Here is a 16,017-nt window from a genome sequence, read left to right as displayed (position 1 = left end):
GCTGCAAAAAGTACATTACTCGAAGATCTTCCTGATTTTGCCTTGTATATCCCCGGTATCGGTCGCGATAAGATTTCTGATATTACAACTAATATTATTAGATCCGGATTGATTTCATACACAAGGGCACAGTGCGACCTTTACAGTATTCCCGTCAGAAGCGTGGCTTCAGGTTTTTATTGGGATATCAACTCTGGCACTTGGAGTCAGAAGTATGTCGAACTGCCTACATGCGACGGGAAGAAAGTTCTACTAGTTCCGAAATATACTGTTCGTTACCGAGTTGGAGTTGACCATGCAACGTACAGATCCAAATTTGTGCTGGAATATTTGCAAGAAGAGCATAAGTGCCCCGGGTAAACTAAATTCACGATTATGAGTCTGAAGGCAATCTCAACTCGAACCGATGCTCATGAAACTGAAAGTTGAACTGACTGAAGCGGAGAAACGAACCTTGCAACAACTGTCGCGCAAACATCCCTATCAAGACTTCCGGACCCGTGGACTGGGCTTGCTGTTACTCAACGATGGCAGACGCATCTGTGACATCGCCGAAGAACTTGAAGTGAGCGCCAAGTCTGTCTACAACTGGGCCCATGCCTGGCATGACAGGGGCCTATGCGGCTTGCTAGTCGGGCATAAAGGCGGTCGTCCGCGCGCGTTATCCGACGCCATGGTTACAACTGCCGTGGAAGCAGCACGAGCCGAATCGATGACCCTCAAACAGATCGCGCAGCAGATTGAAGCCGTTCATGACGTGCCATTTCCATGTGGCCTTGATACCTTGTCGGTGGCACTCAAGCGTGCAGGTTTCTCCTATAAACGTGGGCGATATTCACTCAAAAAAAACGAGACGAACAGGAGTTCGCTATGAAAGCCCGTGTCCTCACTAAATTGCAGCAAGCAGCGCGTGATGACATGCTACGCCTTGTCTACTTTGATGCCGCTGGCATATCGGCTTCGCCGCCCGTACAGCGCGGCTGGTCGCCAATAGGCAAACCACACAGCATCGTGCCTCAACCACATTGCAAGCGCTCAGTTCTGGGCGCTCTGGATTTCGGTGCCAACCAGCTTCGACACCAAAGCTACAAGGAATCCATCAAGCGTCCTACCGTCGTACAGTTTCTCGATCAAACAGCTCAGGAAAGCGATTCATCAAAGATGACAGTGGTCGTTCTGGACAACACAAAAATCCACCATTACATCGACCAGGAAACGCTCAACCGCTGGCTTGTTGATCATCGTATGGTGCTATTCTACTTGCCCACCTACAGCCCCGAATTGAACAAGATCGAAATCCTCTGGAAGCACGCCAAGTATCACTGGCGCCGTTTCGTCACATGGACAAAAGAAACCATCGACACGGAGATTGAAAAGCTCTTCACCGGCTACGGATCAAAATCTGAAATTCGTTTTTCGTGAACACTTACAAACACATCAGTACTACAAAAAACCAGTGCTCCAGCAGCGGTACTGAAGACAAAAAAAACCGGCCCCGTTCGATACGAAGGGTCCGGCTCCAGCATCCATATCACGGCGATGCGCAGTCAGGTGACGCACAAACTGCGCAGCTCAGCAGCGAAGCGCTCCACCGTCTCTTGCTGGGTATCCCATGCGCACATCAGGCGGCAGCCGCCGGCGCCGATAAATTGATAGAACTTCCAGCCGCGCGCGCGCATGGCTTTGGCGGCGTGGTCCGGCAACTCGGCAAAGACGGCGTTCGCCTGCGGTTCGAACAGTACTTTTACCCCGGTGATGTCCAGCAGGCGCTGATGCAGCAATGCGGCCATGGCGTTGGCGTGACGGGCATTGCGCAGCCAGACGTCGTTGTCCAGCAAGCCGAGCCACGGTGCGGAGATGAAACGCATCTTGGACGCCAGCTGGCCGGCCTGTTTGACGCGGTAAGCGAAATCCTCGGCCAGCTTCTTGTCGAAGAAAACGACAACCTCGCCGACCGGCAAGCCGTTCTTGGTGCCGCCGAAACACAGGACGTCGACGCCGGCGCGCCAGGTGATTTCGGAGGGATGTACATCGAGGGCTGCCACGGCATTGGCGAAGCGTGCGCCATCCATGTGCACCCGTAACTGGCGGCGCTTGGCGATTGCCGCGATCGCCCGCACTTCTTCGACCGTATAGACGGTGCCGACTTCGGTCGATTGCGTGATGCTGACCACTTTCGGCCGCGGGTAATGGATATCGGCGCGCTTGGTCACCAGCGCCTCGATCGCATCCGGCGTCAGCTTGCCGTTTTCACCCTTGGCAGTCAGCAGTTTCGAACCGTTGGAAAAAAACTCGGGACCGCCGCATTCATCGGTTTCGATATGCGCCAATTCATGGCAAATCACCGAATGATACGACTGGCACAAGGATGCCAGCGCCAGCGAGTTGGCGGCAGTGCCGTTGAAGACGAAGAAGACTTCGCAATCGGTCTGGAACAGATCGCGCATGCGGTCGCATACGCGCTGGGTCCAGGCGTCGTCGCCATAGGACGGTTCGTGACCGCTGTCGTTGCTCTTGAGCAGATAGGCCAGTGCTTCCGGGCAGATGCCCGCCTGGTTATCGGAAGCGAAATGCTGCAAAGACGGCGACACGAACGGTTCCATGGACAGGCGGCCTTTTAAGAAATTGGGGACAGAGGTGCACGGCAAGTGTTTAAGAGCCACCGTAGCGTGGCGAATTACTCTGTCCTCAACTGATTAGATTTTCGAAGCGATCAGCTTGCCCAGTTTCTCGATGCCGTCGCGGATCTTGGCTGGCGGCACGGTAACAAAGCTCAGGCGCAAGGTATGCTGTTCCGGCGTATTGCCATAGAACGGGCCGCCCGGCACAAAAGCCACGTGTTGCTCTACTGCTTCCGCCAGCAGCTTGGTGCTGTCGATATGCTTGGGCAGGGTCACCCAGATGAACATGCCGCCTTCCGGCCGGGTCCAGCTGACGCCGCTCGGGAAGTAGGTTTGCAGCGCATCCAGCATGGCGTCGCACTGATCCGAGTAAAGCTTGCGGATGGTCGGGATATGCTGGTCGAGGAAGCCGTCCTTGATGGTTTCATACACCACCATCTGTGTCAGCTGCGAAGTGTGCAGGTCGGTGGCTTGCTTGGCCTGCTCCATCTTCTCGATCAGCGCGCGCGGGGCGACCACATAACCAAGGCGAATGCCTGGCGTCAGGATCTTGGAGAAGGAACCCATGTAGATCACGCCGCCCGGATTCATGCTGAGCATCTTCGGCAGCGGTTCGGCGCGATAGCTGAGGGCGCCGTAAGGATCGTCCTCGATCAGCGGCAGGCCGAGCTGGGCGCAGATATTCACCAGGGCCTGGCGGCGCTCGACCGACAAGGTGCGGCCGGTCGGGTTCTGGAAATTAGGCAAGGCGTACAGCATGCGCGCGCCCTGGCCCAGGGTCGCCACGGTTTCCGGCATCAGGCCGCCGTCATCGCTAGGCACCGAAACGAATTCCGGACCGTACAACGAAAACGCCTGCAAGGCGCCCAGGTAGCTTGGGGTTTCAACCAGCACTTTGCTGCCTTCGTCGATCAGCACCTTGCCCAGCAGGTCCAGGCCTTGCTGCGAACCGGATGTCATCATGACCTGGTTCGCGTTGATCTTGGCGCCGTCGGTCGACAGCGAGTTGGCCACCCATTCGCGCAACGGGCCATAGCCGTCAGTCGGACCATATTGCAGCGCGACCTTGCCTTGATCCGACAAGACCTTGTCGAAAGCGACCTTCAGGCGCTCGACTGGGAAAGTCGCCGGCGACGGCAGGCCACCGGCGAAGGAAATGATTTCCGGACGCATGGTGATCTTGAGGATTTCGCGGATGGCCGAGCTTTGCAGCTTCTGTGCACGTTCCGAGAAACGCCATTGCAGCGGGGTTGGGTTTTCGATTTTCATACAATTCTCTTCAAGTGATCTTGTTTTGAGAGGCGGCTGTCTGCAGGCCGGATCAAGCCGAGCCTGTACTGCAACCGCCATGGTTTTTATGATCTGCCGTCTCCTGGGCCGGCAGCGGTAAGTGCGGTGTTTCGCAAATGAGGGAAGCACCGCACCGCGCTACCAGTACTGCGAGTCTTATTCGATTTCAGCAATCATTTCGATTTCTACGCAGGCGCCCAACGGCAGCTGTGCCACACCGAATGCGGAACGGGCATGCTTGCCCTGCTCGCCAAACACTTCGCCGATCAGTTCGGAGGCGCCGTTGGTGACCAGGTGCTGCTCCGTAAAATCAGGCGTCGAGTTCACCAGGCTCATCAGCTTGACGACCCGTTTGACGCGCAACAGATCGCCGCCGCAAGCTGCTTGCAAGGTAGCGATCAGGTCAACCGCAATGCCGCGTGCGGCTTGCTTGGCTTCTTCGGTCGTGATGTCCTTGCCGAGTTGCCCGACCCAGATCTTGCCGTCCTTCTTGGACAGGTGACCGGACAGGTAGACCGTATTGCCGCTTTGGGCATACATCACGTAAGCAGCCGCAGGCGCAGCGACGGCCGGTAAAGTGATGTTCAGGGCTTGCAACTTTTCATATACAGACATCAGATACTCCGAAAAATATAATCATTTGCCAACGCTTGTGACGCCAGCAGCAATGACAGGGTAAATGGGATAACACCGGGCTCAGGCCATGTTCCTGAGGCGGGAAGCCAACAATTATCTCACCCTAAGGCCAAGTTGGCGACCAGTGCGGCGTTATATTTTGCCATCCTATTTTTCGGAAACATCAGGCTGGCTGACGCCGCACCGCCATTTTGCGGCCAAAGCCGACGACAACCAGCACCGCCAGCGCAAACAGCATATTGCGCCCCACCAGCGCTTCCCCGAGCAGCAACGCTGCTCCCAGCAGTGTCATAAACGGCTGCAATAATTGCACCTGGCCAACACGGGCAATGCCGCCCAGGGCCAAGCCCTTGTACCAGAAGAAGAAACCGATGAACATCGAGAACAGCGAGACATAGGCAAAGCCGAGCCAGGCCTTGGGCGAAGCACTGATCCCATAGCGCCAGCCAAGCCAGGCGGTAATCGGCAGCAGGACCGGCAGCGACAGCAGCAGAGCCCAGGCGATCACCTGCTGGCCGCCCATGGTTTGCGACAGGCGACCGCCTTCGGCATACCCCATGGCGGCGGCCACCACGGCCGCCAGCAAAGCCAGGTCGGCCATCTGCAAGCCGCCGTCGCCCTGGCTGAGTGCAAAAGCGACAACAATTCCGCTGCCGGCGACGGCGGCAATCCAGAATCCGGTCGATGGCCGCTCACCAAAGCGCAGGGCCGCAAACATGGCCGTCGCCAGGGGCAGGATGCCGAGCACGATGGCGCCGTGCGAAGCCGGCACGTAGCGCATCGCCACCGAAGAAAACAAGGGAAAGCCGACCACCACGCCGAGCGCCGTCAGCGCCAGCGATTTCCACTGCGCGCCGCGCGGCCAGGCAGCCTTCAGCTTCCACAACAGCGGCATGGAACACAAGGCCGCCACCACCGCCCGGCCGAAAGCGACAAACACCGGATTCAGTTCCGCCACCGCCATCCGCGTGAACGGCAAGGTCAGGCTGAAGATAGCTACCCCGACCAGCCCCAGCCACATGCCCTTCGATTCGTCTGTCATGTCGCCTGTCTTCTGCTTATCGATTATTTGTCGATTATTTATCGATTGATTGGATTGAAACGGGACGATCTTGCCCTCAGAGCCAGATCGAAACCGCTGAATAAATGGTCAGCAGCACCATAGCCGCGCAAAATACGCGCTGCCACACCGGCTGCGCCAGGTAACGCCGCAAGCCCGAACCGGCGGCAGCCCAGACGCCGACGCACGGCAGGTTGATCACCGAGAAAATCAGGCAATACAGGCCAATCGACAGCCAGATCGGCTGCAGCGGCGGCAGGAACGCCGAGGCGCTGGTGATGGCCATGATCCAGGCCTTGGGATTGGCAGCCTGGAAAGCTGCCGCGCCAAGGAAAGTCATCGGCTTGTGGCCGCTTTCCAGCTCGGACTTGAAAGACATCTTGCGCAGCTTCCAGGCCAGATACAGCAGATAAGCCGAACCCAGGGTTTTGAGAATCACGTGGATAGACGGCAGGGCCAGCACCAGACTGCCGACGCCGACGGCGCACAGCACCAGCATCACGCCGAAGCCAAAGGTCACGCCCAGCATGTGGGGAATCGTGCGATGGAAGCCGAACATGATGCCGGACGAAGTCAGCATGATGTTGTTCGGCCCCGGCGTGATCGAGGACACGAAAGCAAACACGGCCAGTGGCAGTAAGGTCTCCAGCAGCATCATGACACGCTGGTGGCCGGGTGGAAGCCTGGACCGCGCAAGCGTGCCAGCAAAGCCTTCAGGATGCTAGGCGTACCGCGCTGCGGCAAGCCGCTCAGACTGATGCGGCTGTTGCCAGGATCGGCCTCAACCACCACCATGCGGCCAGGCAGTAAAGTTAATGAGCGGCCGGCGTGCAGCCAGTGGTCTTCCGGCTGCCCTTCAAAAGTCACCCAGACACGGCCGCTGACCACTTTCAGGATCACATGCTCTTCGGTCACGCCAGACAGCACGCTGCCGCCCGACAAGGTATGAGACTGTTGCTTGAATAATGTTTGCATGGCGCACTCGCTTCCGGATTTGCAGCATTGGGGATTTAGGTCTATGCTAAGCCAATTAACCAATACAGTACCAATACAGTTAAACAAGTAATTTCTGACACTGTTCCGGCCAAACCACCAATACAGTAACCATCACAATGACCAACACAGTCCCGCCCCGCAAGCTGAGCAACAGCCAGCTGCCACAGCTGCCGTCCGCCCCACAGCTGCTGTCGCGCGATAGCGATACCTCGCTGGTCGAGCAGATCGTGCGCAGCATCGAATCCCGCATCAGCGACCGCTTGCTGCGCACCGGCGCCCGCATGCCGTCGATCCGCCAGTTTGCCGACAGCCACAATGTGTCGCGCTTTACCGTGGTGGAAGCCTATGACCGGCTGGTGGCCAAGGGTTGCCTGGAATCGCGGCGCGGCTCCGGGTTTTACGTGCGCGAACGCTCGCCGCTGTTGGCCGAACGCGGCAGCAATCCGGCCGGCGACAAGCAGCCGCAACTGATTGACGTGGTCTGGCTGGTGCGCAATATGCACCAGCAGGCGCCGAACAAGAAAATGCCCGGCTCAGGCATGTTCCCCAGCGAATGGCTGGACGCCGACCTGATCGCCAACGCCCTGCGCAGCATCAGCCGGCAGAATCCGGCGCAACTGCTGTCCTATGGGATTCCGCAAGGCTTCTTGCCGCTGCGCCAGCAATTGCAGCTGAAGATGGCCGAACTGGAAATCGCCGCCACGCCGGAACAGTTCGTCACGACGACAGGCGTGACCCAGGGGCTGGACCTGGTGGCGCGCCACTTTACTCAACCCGGCGATGTGATCCTGGTCGACGACCCGTCCTGGTTCCTGATGTTTGCTTCGTTCGCCGCGCTGGGCGCCAGGGTGGTCGGCGTGCCGCGCCTGGCCGACGGTCCCGACATGGCCAAGCTGGCGGAGCTGGTGGCGCTGCACAAGCCCAAGCTGTATGTGCTGGTGTCGGTGCTGCACAATCCGACCTCGACCTCGCTGTCGGCAGCCAAGGCGTTCCAGATCCTCAAGCTGGCCGAAGAACACGACTTCATGATCGTCGAGGACGATATCTATTGCGATATGCATCCCGGCTCCGCGATCCAGCCGGCCACCCGCATTGCCTCTCTCGACCAGCTCAATCGCGTGATCTACATGGGCGGTTTTTCGAAAACGCTCTCGCCCAACCTGCGCTCCGGCTTCATCGCCACCTCGCTCGAGCTGGCCCAGCACTTTGCCGACCGCAAGATGCTGACCAACCTGACCAGCGCTGAAGTCGGCGAACGGGTGGTCTATAAAATCCTGTCCGAAGGCCACTACCGCAAGCATCTGGACCGCTTGCGCGGCAAGCTCGACAGCGTGCGCGACCGCACCATCCGGCAGATGGAAAGGATAGGCATGACGGTCGACATCAGCACCCCGGCCGGCATCTTTGTCTGGGCCGATACCGGCCATGACACCAACGTGATGGCGGAAAAAGCCCTGGCCGAGGGCTTCCTGCTGGCGCCCGGCGCCCTGTTCTCGCCCAGCCAGCTGCCCTCCTCGCGCATGCGGATCAACGTGGCAGCGATGTCGGACCCGGCTATCTGGCGCTTCCTAGAGCAGGAATGTAGCAAATAAGGCAAGTCAGGTGGCCGCTAGGCAATCAGCTCTTGTAAAATCCGGATTGCTCCCCATTTTTTGACCAATACACAGGACCAAAGCGGAGCCAGACAGACCGCTTTGCCTTTTTATCGCCGATTTTTATCATTTTCACATCACTTTTTCTACGTTTATACAGAGGAAACAATGGCCGTATCCGAAAAGCAAACCCTTGGTTTTCAGGCAGAAGTAAAGCAGCTGCTGCAATTGATGATCCACTCGCTGTACTCCAACAAGGAAATTTTCCTGCGCGAGCTGGTGTCCAATGCATCCGATGCCGCCGACAAGCTGCGCTTTGAAGCGATCAACAACGGCGCCCTGTTCGAGAACGATCCTGAACTGAAGATTAAGGTCGCTTTCGACAAGGCCGCACGCACCATCACGATCTCGGACAACGGCATCGGCATGAGCCGCGATGAAGCCATCTCGCACCTGGGCACCATCGCCAAGTCCGGCACCAAGGAATTCTTCTCGAAACTGTCCGGCGACCAGCAGAAAGATGCGGCGCTGATCGGCCAGTTCGGCGTCGGCTTCTACTCGGCCTTCATCATCGCCGACAAGATCACGGTCGACACCCGCCGCGCAGGCGCCAGCGCCACCGAAGGCGTACGCTGGGAATCCACCGGCGCCGGCGATTTCAGCATCGAAGCGATCGACAAGCCATCGCGCGGCACCGACATCACACTGCATCTGCGCGAAGGCGAAGACGAATACCTGTCGGCCTGGAAGCTGAAATCCATCATCCGCAAGTACTCTGACCATATCTCGCTGCCGATCGTGATGCAGAAAGAAGAATGGGACGAAGAAAAGAAGGAAACCGTCGTCAAGGACGAATTCGAGACCGTCAACCAGGCCAGCGCATTGTGGGCGCGCAGCAAATCCGACATCACCGAAGAACAGTACGTCGAGTTCTACAAGCACGTTTCGCACGATTTCGAAGCGCCGCTGACCTATACCCACAACCGGGTCGAAGGCCGCAGCGAATACACTCAGCTGCTGTACGTGCCCAGCCGCGCCCCGTTCGACCTGTGGGACCGCAACAAGCGCGGCGGCATCAAGCTGTACGTCAAGCGCGTCTTCATCATGGACGATGCCGAACAACTGATGCCGGTCTACCTGCGCTTCGTCAAGGGCGTGATCGATTCCAGCGACCTGCCGCTCAACGTCTCGCGTGAAATCCTGCAGGAATCGCGCGATGTGCGCGTGATCCGCGAAGGCTCGACCAAGCGCGTGCTGGGCTTGCTGGAAGAACTGGCCAACAGCGATGAGCAGGCGCAAAAGGACAAGTACGCCAGCTTCTGGAAGGAGTTCGGCCAGGTCTTGAAAGAAGGCATAGGCGAAGACGCGACCAACAAGGACCGTATCGCCAAGCTGCTGCGCTTTGCCTCCACCAGCAACGACGGCGACGTCCAGACCGTGTCCTTCGCCGACTACATCGGCCGCATGAAAGAAGGCCAGGACAAGATCTATTACGCCACCGGCGAAACCTTTGCCGCCGCCAAGAACAGCCCGCACCTGGAAATCTTCCGCAAGAAAGGCGTCGAAGTCCTGCTGCTGACTGACCGCGTCGACGAATGGATGCTGTCCTTCCTGCAGGATTTCGAAGGCAAGGAACTGGCGTCGGTTGCCAAGGGCGGCCTCGATCTCGGCACCCTGGAAGATGAAGCCGAGAAGAAGCAGCACGAAGAAACCGAAACCCAGTTCAAGGATCTGGTTGAAAAGATGAAAGCAGCGCTGGCCGACAAAGCCAAGGACGTGCGCGTCACTTTCCGCCTGACCGATTCGCCTGCCTGCCTGGTGGCCGATGAAAACGAACTGTCCGGCAACCTGCTGCGCATGCTCAAGGCCGCCGGCCAGGAAGCGCCGGATTCCAAGCCTATCCTGGAAATCAATCCGGACCATCCGCTGGTGCAGCGCCTGAAGTACGAAGAAGCCAAGTTCGGCGACTGGTCGCACATCTTGTTCGACCAGGCTTTGCTGGCGGAAGGCGGCGCCTTGGCGGATCCGGCCGGCTTCGTCAAGCGCTTGAATGAAATGCTGCTGGGCATGACCGGCAAGTAATTCGAGGCCGGTATGCCACCTGCTCTGCAGGGCAATCGATCAAGGGCTGCCAGACAATTTGTCTGGCAGCCCTTTTTTATTGCCGCCGGCCTGGATTACTGGGCCACTTCGAATTCACCGACAAAGACCGTATCCTGCCGGTCCTTCAGGCGCAGCGTCACCATCTGCTCTTTTTGCTGAGGGGTGCCGAAGGCGGTCGTCAGCTTGACCTGCAAGGTGGTGTCGCCGGCAATCAGCTGCTGGCTGTTGCCGTAGTAATTGGCTTCTATCTTGTACTTGCCCGGCTTTGCCTTGCGCAGCGAGAATTCCTCAGGTCCATACCCCTGCGTGAAATCGCGCGACATGCGACCTCCCTGGTGTGTCAGCGGATAGCCGTAGAAACATTTTTCGCCATTCGGATCGGTCACCCACAGATCCATATCGGAATTATCCGCATCCCAGGTCATCACCACGCGCAAATCGAGCGCCATATTCTTCAGAAAACGTGGGTCAATCCGGCTGGTATCGAGCGGGACACCAGCAGTCGCCACGATCTGGTTCAATTCGGCCAGGACAATCGTTTCGATTTCCGGAAAGCGCGTATCCCATGGCCGCAGCACCACTTCGTACAACTGATCGATGGCTTGCTGGTACTGCTTGCTGGCCGCATATGCCAGACCCAGATCGCGGAACGATTGCGGCTCTTCGCTGGCCAGCTGCTTTACCTTTTCAAAGACAGGGATAGCCAGCTCCGGGGCGCCGGCCTGCAACAGACGGTAGCCGAGTATGCGCAGCACGGCGCGGTTTTCCAGGTCCATCTCCGCCAGGTTCGACAAGACACGCAGGGCCAGGTCGCGCTGCCCTTTCTCCAGCAGGACGTCAGCGGCATCGAGGAAGAAAGCGCTGCTGTTGGCGTAGCCTGGTTTTTCATCGAGATAGATGGCGTACACAGCATCTGCTGTCGCAGCTTTCAGACGGTCGATGTAAGGTGCATTGGCGCTCCATTTTTGCAGCGCCACGCTGATTTGTGGCGCCGTGGTTGCGGCATCGCTGCCGCCAAGCGATTTCGACGCATAATTTTCCCTTGCTTCAAATGCCCGCTGCAACCCTGCAACCGGCGCCGGCGGCGGCATTGGCGCAGCCACTACCGGCGCCGCCATTTCCGGCGCCGATGCGCTCTGCAACGGAATCCCGGCGTCGCGCCGGCGATCGCTACGGAGAGCATCCGGCGTTGCCCTCTTGGTCTTCGGCATGTCCGCCTTAGAGAAATCTTTCTCCCACCAGGCAATCTTACGCTCGAACTGCTGCAGCACGTTTTCCAGATGCCGGCTACGCGCCTGCCTGAGATCGCCATCACGCACTTTCTTCAGCTGATTGAACGCGGCCTGATATTCTGGCGGCGGAGCGACGTCGTAGCGCACGTAATCGTCAAGCCGTTCAAGCACGATCAATGAAGTCTCACGGGTCGCCAGGCCGAATTGCTGACCGATGCGGCGGATCTCGGCGCGATGCAAGTCACGGTTGGCGTCCAGTTCGCGCAAGCGATAGCCGGCCCACAGGTAAGCTGCCAGCGGATGCGCCGGCGCCGTTGCCGAGATCGGGATGACCGTGCTTGCCAGCCGGCCGTTTTGCCGCGTAGCGAGCGTGAGCTGGGCTTCCGGATTACGCAAACGCCCGGCGATACGCAATATGCCGTTTTTTGCGTCACGCGATTCGATTTGCAAATCGCCGGCGCCGACCGCCGTCAAGGTTGCTACATGCGCCGACTCGCTCAGCAAGGCTTGCGTCGCCGCCGCCACGGATTGCGCCGTGATCTGTATCAAACGGCCGCCGCTATTCTCCGCCCAGGCAGACAGCAAGCCGGTGTCGGCCGCCAGCGCCGAGTTCAAGGCGTACAGGCGCTGACCTGCGGCAAGCTTGGGAAAGGCCGCGTTGCCATAATTGCTCAAGCCGTCGCTCACCAGCAGGTATTCGCCGACATCCGCTTCCTGTTTCCAGTCGCCCAAGGCACTGGCGCCATCGTAGACCGTGTTCCGCAAGGCCTGGCGCAAGGTGTTCCAGTTGCCGTTGGCGATATGAAAGGATTGCTCCGCCTCCGCTCTGTCGCGCAAGCGGGTCAAGCGCACTTCCACATTGCCGGCTGCCTTGAAATAGCGATCCAGGACGGCAAATTCTGCATCGTGATCGCGCACAGCCCCCGAGCCAGAGCTATCCCACAGCAGACCGATCACCTTGGGCAAACTGCGCGCCGTATGCGTCTCGGCCACCGGTATTTCAGTGACAAACCATGTGCCGTCATCGCGCACCTGGGTGTAAGTCTGCGGCTTCTCGCTGGCAGGTATCAGCAGATTGAGCATGCCGCTGGCGGCAAATCCGCTTTTATTGACATGCATCTGGTATTGCTCGCCGGTCCGTACCAGGCCTATGGCGCCCAGGCTGCCGCTGGCCTGCGGCGCGGCCATGGCGCCGTGCACATTGAGCGTCAGATCGAAATCGCGCATGCGGTCGCCGTAAGCCAGCGGCAAGCGATATTGCCAATTCTTGCCCTGGCGCGCCAACGGCTCTACATACTTGATTTCCACGGTGCGCGTACCGTTGGCTGGAATCGGATAGATTCTCAGTTTGAAGTTGTTACCCTGAGTCGCCTCCAGCAGGCCCGGATCGACCCTGCGCCGCTCGATTGCCTCGAAGATCTGGCGTCCCTTGGCTTTTTCCACCGGTACGGCCGGCCGCTGCCGCCCTTCGACATCCAGCGAAAATGCGACGATCTGCTGACCGTCCAGCAAGGGGAACTGCAGCTGCCCCTCAAGCAAGCGCCGGTTCGGATTGAAGAACACCATCTGCACCGTAGTCTGCGCCATGCCGCCGCTGATCTCGCCGTTGACCTGCAGGCCTTGCAGCACAATCGGTTGTTCGGCCCCGTTAGCGATGATCAGCGGCGACGGCATCACCGTCCGGGCCTGGGCTGCGGGAAGCAACAGGAACAGTGCGCATAGTGCGCCCAACAAGGCTCGTAACATATCATTCTCCGTTTGTGCCGATACGCCGGCTTGTCATATGAAACGGAGCAGTTGCAAATACGGGGTTAAATCCGCAAAAAATAATTTCCCCAGCAAAAAATGGCTGGCAGGCAAGCATTCACAGCCTTATTGCTTTCTTGCACGGCAGGCGTCACAATCGCCGCTACCGCCCTGCCGAGCAAAGACGCTGCCGCCATGCCCGCCGAACCTTCCGATGAATCGCTGATGCTCAATTACCGTGACGGCGATCTGGCTGCGTTCAGGGAACTGTACCGGCGCCACAGCCAGGGTTTATACAGCTTCATCGCCTGGCGTTCGCCACGCCGCGACTGGGTCGACGAGATCGCGCAAGACAGCTGGGCCGGCCTGCACCATGCACGCGCCCGCTATCAGCCGGAATCGCTGTTCCGGACTTATCTGTTCCAGATCGCGCGCAATCGCCTGATCGACCTGTTGCGCCAGCAGCAAACCTTGCTGGCCAGCGAAATGAGCCAAGGCGACGACGGACAAGCGGCATTCGATTACCTGGCCGAAACAGCGCAGGAAACGCTTGCACCCGAAGCGGTGCTGGAAAACCGAGAGCGCATCGCCAGGTTGCACGCGGCGATACGACTGCTGCCAGGGGAACAGAAAGAGGTTTTGATCTTGCAGCAATTTAACGGCATGAGCCTTGGAGAGATCGCACTGATTGTCGCCGCGCCGGAAGAGACCATCAAGAGCCGGCTGCGCTATGCCATGCGCAAATTGCGGCAGCAACTGACAGCAGACCTGGATTCCAGCGAGGAGGCGGCATGACGTCCGAAGACAGCAAGCGGCTGGACGACGCCGAATTCGAGGCCTTCCTGCAAGGCCATGGCGAACTGGCGCGCCAGTTGCAGGGACTGCCGCAGCCCGCGCCTTCAGCCGCGCTGGATGCCGCCATCCTGGCGCAGGCCGAGACCCTGCTCAAAACGGAAACGCCGATGCCGCAGGCGGCCAATGATGCCTTGTCCGGCAAACCCGCCAAGCCAGCCAAACCGCAGTTCTTGATGCGCTGGTCAACGCAACTGGGCATGGCCGCCTGCATGGTGCTGGCAATACTGGCGACTTTGCGCTGGCAGACAGAGCCGGTGACGCAGTCTTACGACACGACGCCGCAGGCCGAACCTGCGCCCCCGCCTCCCGCGCCGGCAGCGGCGACAGCGCCATCAGTAAAGTCGGTGGAGCCGGTGGGGCCGGTTGAAAAGAAAGTCCAGGAAAAACCGGAATCGGCGCGAGCCAAAGCCGCTGCCCGCAGCACGCCGCCGGTGGCAAAAGCCGCACCGGAAGCGAAGTCACCGGCCCAGGCCCAGGATGCGCAAGCCGCACCTGTTCCGACACCAGCGCCGGCCCCCTTTGTAGCTAGAGAAAACTACGCTGCTTCGCCAGCGCCGTTGGCAAGCCCGGAAGCCTTGCCGTCGAGAGCCAAGGCAATCATTGCGCCGCGAGCCTCGGTCGCCGCCAATCCACCATCAGTGGCTGCAGAACCTGCAGTGACATACTCGCCTGCTCCGGCACCAATGGTTGCCCCCCCGGCGCCGACATACTCACCTGCTCCTGCCCCGGTCGTGGCATCGGGCGCCGTTGCGACAGCACCGCCAACGGAAGCGGAATCAGCCCCCGCCGCCGCCCTCGCGGGAAAACCAGAATCACCGGCAAGAGCCGAGGCCTGGCTGTCAGCGATTGATGAAATGCTGAAGGCGGGCTTGCGCCAGGATGCGCTGGAAGAATGGGAGAAATTCAGACATGCGTATCCTGACTATCCGGTACCGGAAAAATTGCGCGCGCAAATCAGGCAGTTGCAGAAATAGAGACGCGGCCGGCCATGTATGCCAGGCCCGCCAGGCTTCATAAAAATGGATTGATAAGGCCTACGCCCGTATCGATAAAATCGCTGGTGTTGCGGGTAACGACTGTCATGTCATGGATCAAGGCGATCGCGGCAATTTGCTTATCGATCGGATGTTGATTGTCGGCGGCCATCAGGCAGCCCCATACCTGAGCACAGTCGTCATCAAAAGACAGAATACGATCCGCATATTCCGTTGTAAGCGTCTGCAGCCACATTTCCAGCATTTTGGCCTGCGTTGAATCGCCGCGGCGTTTTACGATTTCAACGCCGCGGCGTATTTCGCCTATGCTTTGCACCGGCAGATAAATCGCATCGGAATCAACCGAGCGCCAGAATTCCTGGGTTCCACGGTTGGCTTTTTTCCCTTTGCGGGATTCGCTGATCACATTGGTATCTAGCAGATACACGCATTGCTCCTGAATTTACCCTTGGATGTTGCGCGCATCGAAGTCCCTGTCTTCCCCGACATTCGGCATGCTCAATAAGAACTCGACCAGCGAACGCCGCTTCGGACGCTGCAGCGCCGCCCGCAGGATTTCCCTATGCTCGGCTTCGGCGCTGCGGCCATGCGCCGCCGCCTGTTGCTTGAGCGCCAGAGTGAGTTCTTCTTCCACGTTTCTCACCACCAGGTTTGTAGCCATTGCAGCTCCTCACAATTGATTGCAACGCTATCACTCTAGCGAATTTATGCAATCAATGCAAGCGCCGCTTCCGGCCATTAGTTGATTTTTTAAAAAGAATATACTTTTCGTGGCAGCTGATGCAGGTATAGCCGGGAAGTTAGTCGAATGCTTATAAAAAAGGGCTGGAAGACATGTTGTCTCCAGCCCTTTACGCTGATGTGCAGCATTTTACTTAACGCCTAATCCCG

At 58.7% G+C, this 16,017-nt stretch carries 16 protein-coding genes; 7 read left to right on the top strand and 9 right to left on the bottom strand.

The features are described from left to right. The 3 genes from VNZ65_RS03870 to VNZ65_RS03860 form a co-directional block, all read left to right on the top strand. Positions 1-360, top strand: a 360-nt coding sequence (locus tag VNZ65_RS03870) for a hypothetical protein (RefSeq protein WP_325666252.1), incomplete at its 5' end; no start/stop codon positions are given. Between the two features lie 52 nt (positions 361-412). Further along, a complete protein-coding gene (locus VNZ65_RS03865) occupies positions 413-874 on the top strand; it encodes a helix-turn-helix domain-containing protein (RefSeq protein ID WP_325666250.1) in 462 nt (153 codons plus the stop codon). After that, the gene (locus tag VNZ65_RS03860) at positions 871-1,422 is read left to right on the top strand and encodes an IS630 family transposase (RefSeq protein ID WP_325666248.1); all 552 of its coding nucleotides are present in this window, start codon (positions 871-873) and stop codon (positions 1,420-1,422) included. The genes VNZ65_RS03865 and VNZ65_RS03860 overlap by 4 nt, the downstream gene beginning before the upstream one ends. Positions 1,423-1,547: 125 nt before the next feature. Here VNZ65_RS03860 and VNZ65_RS03855 read toward each other — a convergent pair whose 3' ends face one another. From VNZ65_RS03855 to VNZ65_RS03830, 6 genes are all read right to left on the bottom strand, one after another. Then, complete coding sequence (locus VNZ65_RS03855) at positions 1,548-2,579, bottom strand: low specificity L-threonine aldolase (protein WP_325666258.1); 1,032 nt, start codon at positions 2,577-2,579, stop codon at positions 1,548-1,550. Between the two features lie 117 nt (positions 2,580-2,696). Next, on the bottom strand, positions 2,697-3,890 hold the full coding sequence (locus VNZ65_RS03850; protein ID WP_325666246.1) for a PLP-dependent aminotransferase family protein: 1,194 nt from the start codon (positions 3,888-3,890) through the stop codon (positions 2,697-2,699). 177 nt (positions 3,891-4,067) lie between these two features. Beyond that, positions 4,068-4,526, bottom strand: coding sequence for a RidA family protein (locus tag VNZ65_RS03845; RefSeq protein ID WP_038488171.1), 459 nt, complete (start codon positions 4,524-4,526; stop codon positions 4,068-4,070). A 184-nt stretch (positions 4,527-4,710) separates the two neighbouring features. Then, positions 4,711-5,589, bottom strand: a complete 879-nt coding sequence (locus tag VNZ65_RS03840) for a DMT family transporter (protein WP_325666242.1) — start codon at positions 5,587-5,589, stop codon at positions 4,711-4,713. 76 nt (positions 5,590-5,665) lie between these two features. After that, positions 5,666-6,262 carry a LysE family translocator gene (locus tag VNZ65_RS03835; protein WP_325666256.1) on the bottom strand — a complete coding sequence of 199 codons (597 nt, stop codon included), beginning with the start codon at positions 6,260-6,262 and terminating at the stop codon, positions 5,666-5,668. Continuing rightward, a complete protein-coding gene (locus VNZ65_RS03830) occupies positions 6,262-6,582 on the bottom strand; it encodes a DUF2917 domain-containing protein (RefSeq protein WP_325666240.1) in 321 nt (106 codons plus the stop codon). Before VNZ65_RS03830 ends, VNZ65_RS03835 begins: the two co-directional genes overlap by 1 nt. 137 nt (positions 6,583-6,719) lie before the next feature. Here VNZ65_RS03830 and VNZ65_RS03825 point away from each other — a divergent pair, with 137 nt between their 5' ends. Together VNZ65_RS03825 and htpG are read left to right on the top strand one after the other, a co-directional pair. Further along, entirely contained in the window at positions 6,720-8,195 is a 1,476-nt protein-coding gene (locus VNZ65_RS03825) for a PLP-dependent aminotransferase family protein (protein ID WP_325666238.1), read from the top strand. 168 nt (positions 8,196-8,363) lie between these two features. Then, complete coding sequence (htpG, locus tag VNZ65_RS03820) at positions 8,364-10,277, top strand: molecular chaperone HtpG (RefSeq protein WP_325666236.1); 1,914 nt, start codon at positions 8,364-8,366, stop codon at positions 10,275-10,277. Between the two features lie 95 nt (positions 10,278-10,372). On the opposite strand, the gene VNZ65_RS03815 is transcribed toward htpG, so the two are convergent. Further along, positions 10,373-13,276, bottom strand: coding sequence for a VIT domain-containing protein (locus VNZ65_RS03815; RefSeq protein WP_325666234.1), 2,904 nt, complete (start codon positions 13,274-13,276; stop codon positions 10,373-10,375). A gap of 195 nt (positions 13,277-13,471) precedes the next feature. On the opposite strand from VNZ65_RS03815, the gene VNZ65_RS03810 reads away from it, so the two are divergent. Together VNZ65_RS03810 and VNZ65_RS03805 are read left to right on the top strand one after the other, a co-directional pair. Continuing rightward, positions 13,472-14,071, top strand: a complete 600-nt coding sequence (locus VNZ65_RS03810) for a sigma-70 family RNA polymerase sigma factor (RefSeq protein ID WP_325666232.1) — start codon at positions 13,472-13,474, stop codon at positions 14,069-14,071. Further along, positions 14,068-15,105, top strand: coding sequence for a hypothetical protein (locus VNZ65_RS03805; RefSeq protein WP_325666230.1), 1,038 nt, complete (start codon positions 14,068-14,070; stop codon positions 15,103-15,105). The genes VNZ65_RS03810 and VNZ65_RS03805 overlap by 4 nt, the downstream gene beginning before the upstream one ends. A 37-nt stretch (positions 15,106-15,142) precedes the next feature. On the opposite strand, the gene VNZ65_RS03800 is transcribed toward VNZ65_RS03805, so the two are convergent. Together VNZ65_RS03800 and VNZ65_RS03795 are read right to left on the bottom strand one after the other, a co-directional pair. Then, complete coding sequence (locus VNZ65_RS03800) at positions 15,143-15,553, bottom strand: type II toxin-antitoxin system VapC family toxin (protein WP_325666228.1); 411 nt, start codon at positions 15,551-15,553, stop codon at positions 15,143-15,145. Between the two features lie 15 nt (positions 15,554-15,568). Continuing rightward, positions 15,569-15,787, bottom strand: a complete 219-nt coding sequence (locus VNZ65_RS03795; protein ID WP_325666226.1) for a FitA-like ribbon-helix-helix domain-containing protein — start codon at positions 15,785-15,787, stop codon at positions 15,569-15,571. Between the last annotated feature and the right edge of the window lie 230 nt (positions 15,788-16,017).

It is taken from the genome of Collimonas sp. (genome assembly GCF_035566555.1).
In the GTDB taxonomy this organism is placed as follows: Bacteria; Pseudomonadota; Gammaproteobacteria; order Burkholderiales; family Burkholderiaceae_D; genus Collimonas.
This window is presented reverse-complemented; position numbering and strand designations above follow the sequence as displayed.

Excerpts from the sequence above, each read along its gene's own strand:
- VNZ65_RS03865 (WP_325666250.1), top strand. The coding sequence starts at position 413 with ATGAAACTGAAAGTTGAACTGACTGAAGCGGAGAAACGAACCTTGCAA.
- VNZ65_RS03860 (WP_325666248.1), top strand. The coding sequence starts at position 871 with ATGAAAGCCCGTGTCCTCACTAAATTGCAGCAAGCAGCGCGTGATGAC.
- VNZ65_RS03850 (WP_325666246.1), bottom strand. The coding sequence starts at position 3,890 with ATGAAAATCGAAAACCCAACCCCGCTGCAATGGCGTTTCTCGGAACGT.
- VNZ65_RS03845 (WP_038488171.1), bottom strand. The coding sequence starts at position 4,526 with ATGTCTGTATATGAAAAGTTGCAAGCCCTGAACATCACTTTACCGGCC.
- VNZ65_RS03840 (WP_325666242.1), bottom strand. The coding sequence starts at position 5,589 with ATGACAGACGAATCGAAGGGCATGTGGCTGGGGCTGGTCGGGGTAGCT.
- VNZ65_RS03835 (WP_325666256.1), bottom strand. The coding sequence starts at position 6,262 with ATGCTGCTGGAGACCTTACTGCCACTGGCCGTGTTTGCTTTCGTGTCC.
- VNZ65_RS03830 (WP_325666240.1), bottom strand. The coding sequence starts at position 6,582 with ATGCAAACATTATTCAAGCAACAGTCTCATACCTTGTCGGGCGGCAGC.
- VNZ65_RS03825 (WP_325666238.1), top strand. The coding sequence starts at position 6,720 with ATGACCAACACAGTCCCGCCCCGCAAGCTGAGCAACAGCCAGCTGCCA.
- htpG (WP_325666236.1), top strand. The coding sequence starts at position 8,364 with ATGGCCGTATCCGAAAAGCAAACCCTTGGTTTTCAGGCAGAAGTAAAG.
- VNZ65_RS03815 (WP_325666234.1), bottom strand. The coding sequence starts at position 13,276 with ATGTTACGAGCCTTGTTGGGCGCACTATGCGCACTGTTCCTGTTGCTT.
- VNZ65_RS03810 (WP_325666232.1), top strand. The coding sequence starts at position 13,472 with ATGCCCGCCGAACCTTCCGATGAATCGCTGATGCTCAATTACCGTGAC.
- VNZ65_RS03805 (WP_325666230.1), top strand. The coding sequence starts at position 14,068 with ATGACGTCCGAAGACAGCAAGCGGCTGGACGACGCCGAATTCGAGGCC.
- VNZ65_RS03795 (WP_325666226.1), bottom strand. The coding sequence starts at position 15,787 with ATGGCTACAAACCTGGTGGTGAGAAACGTGGAAGAAGAACTCACTCTG.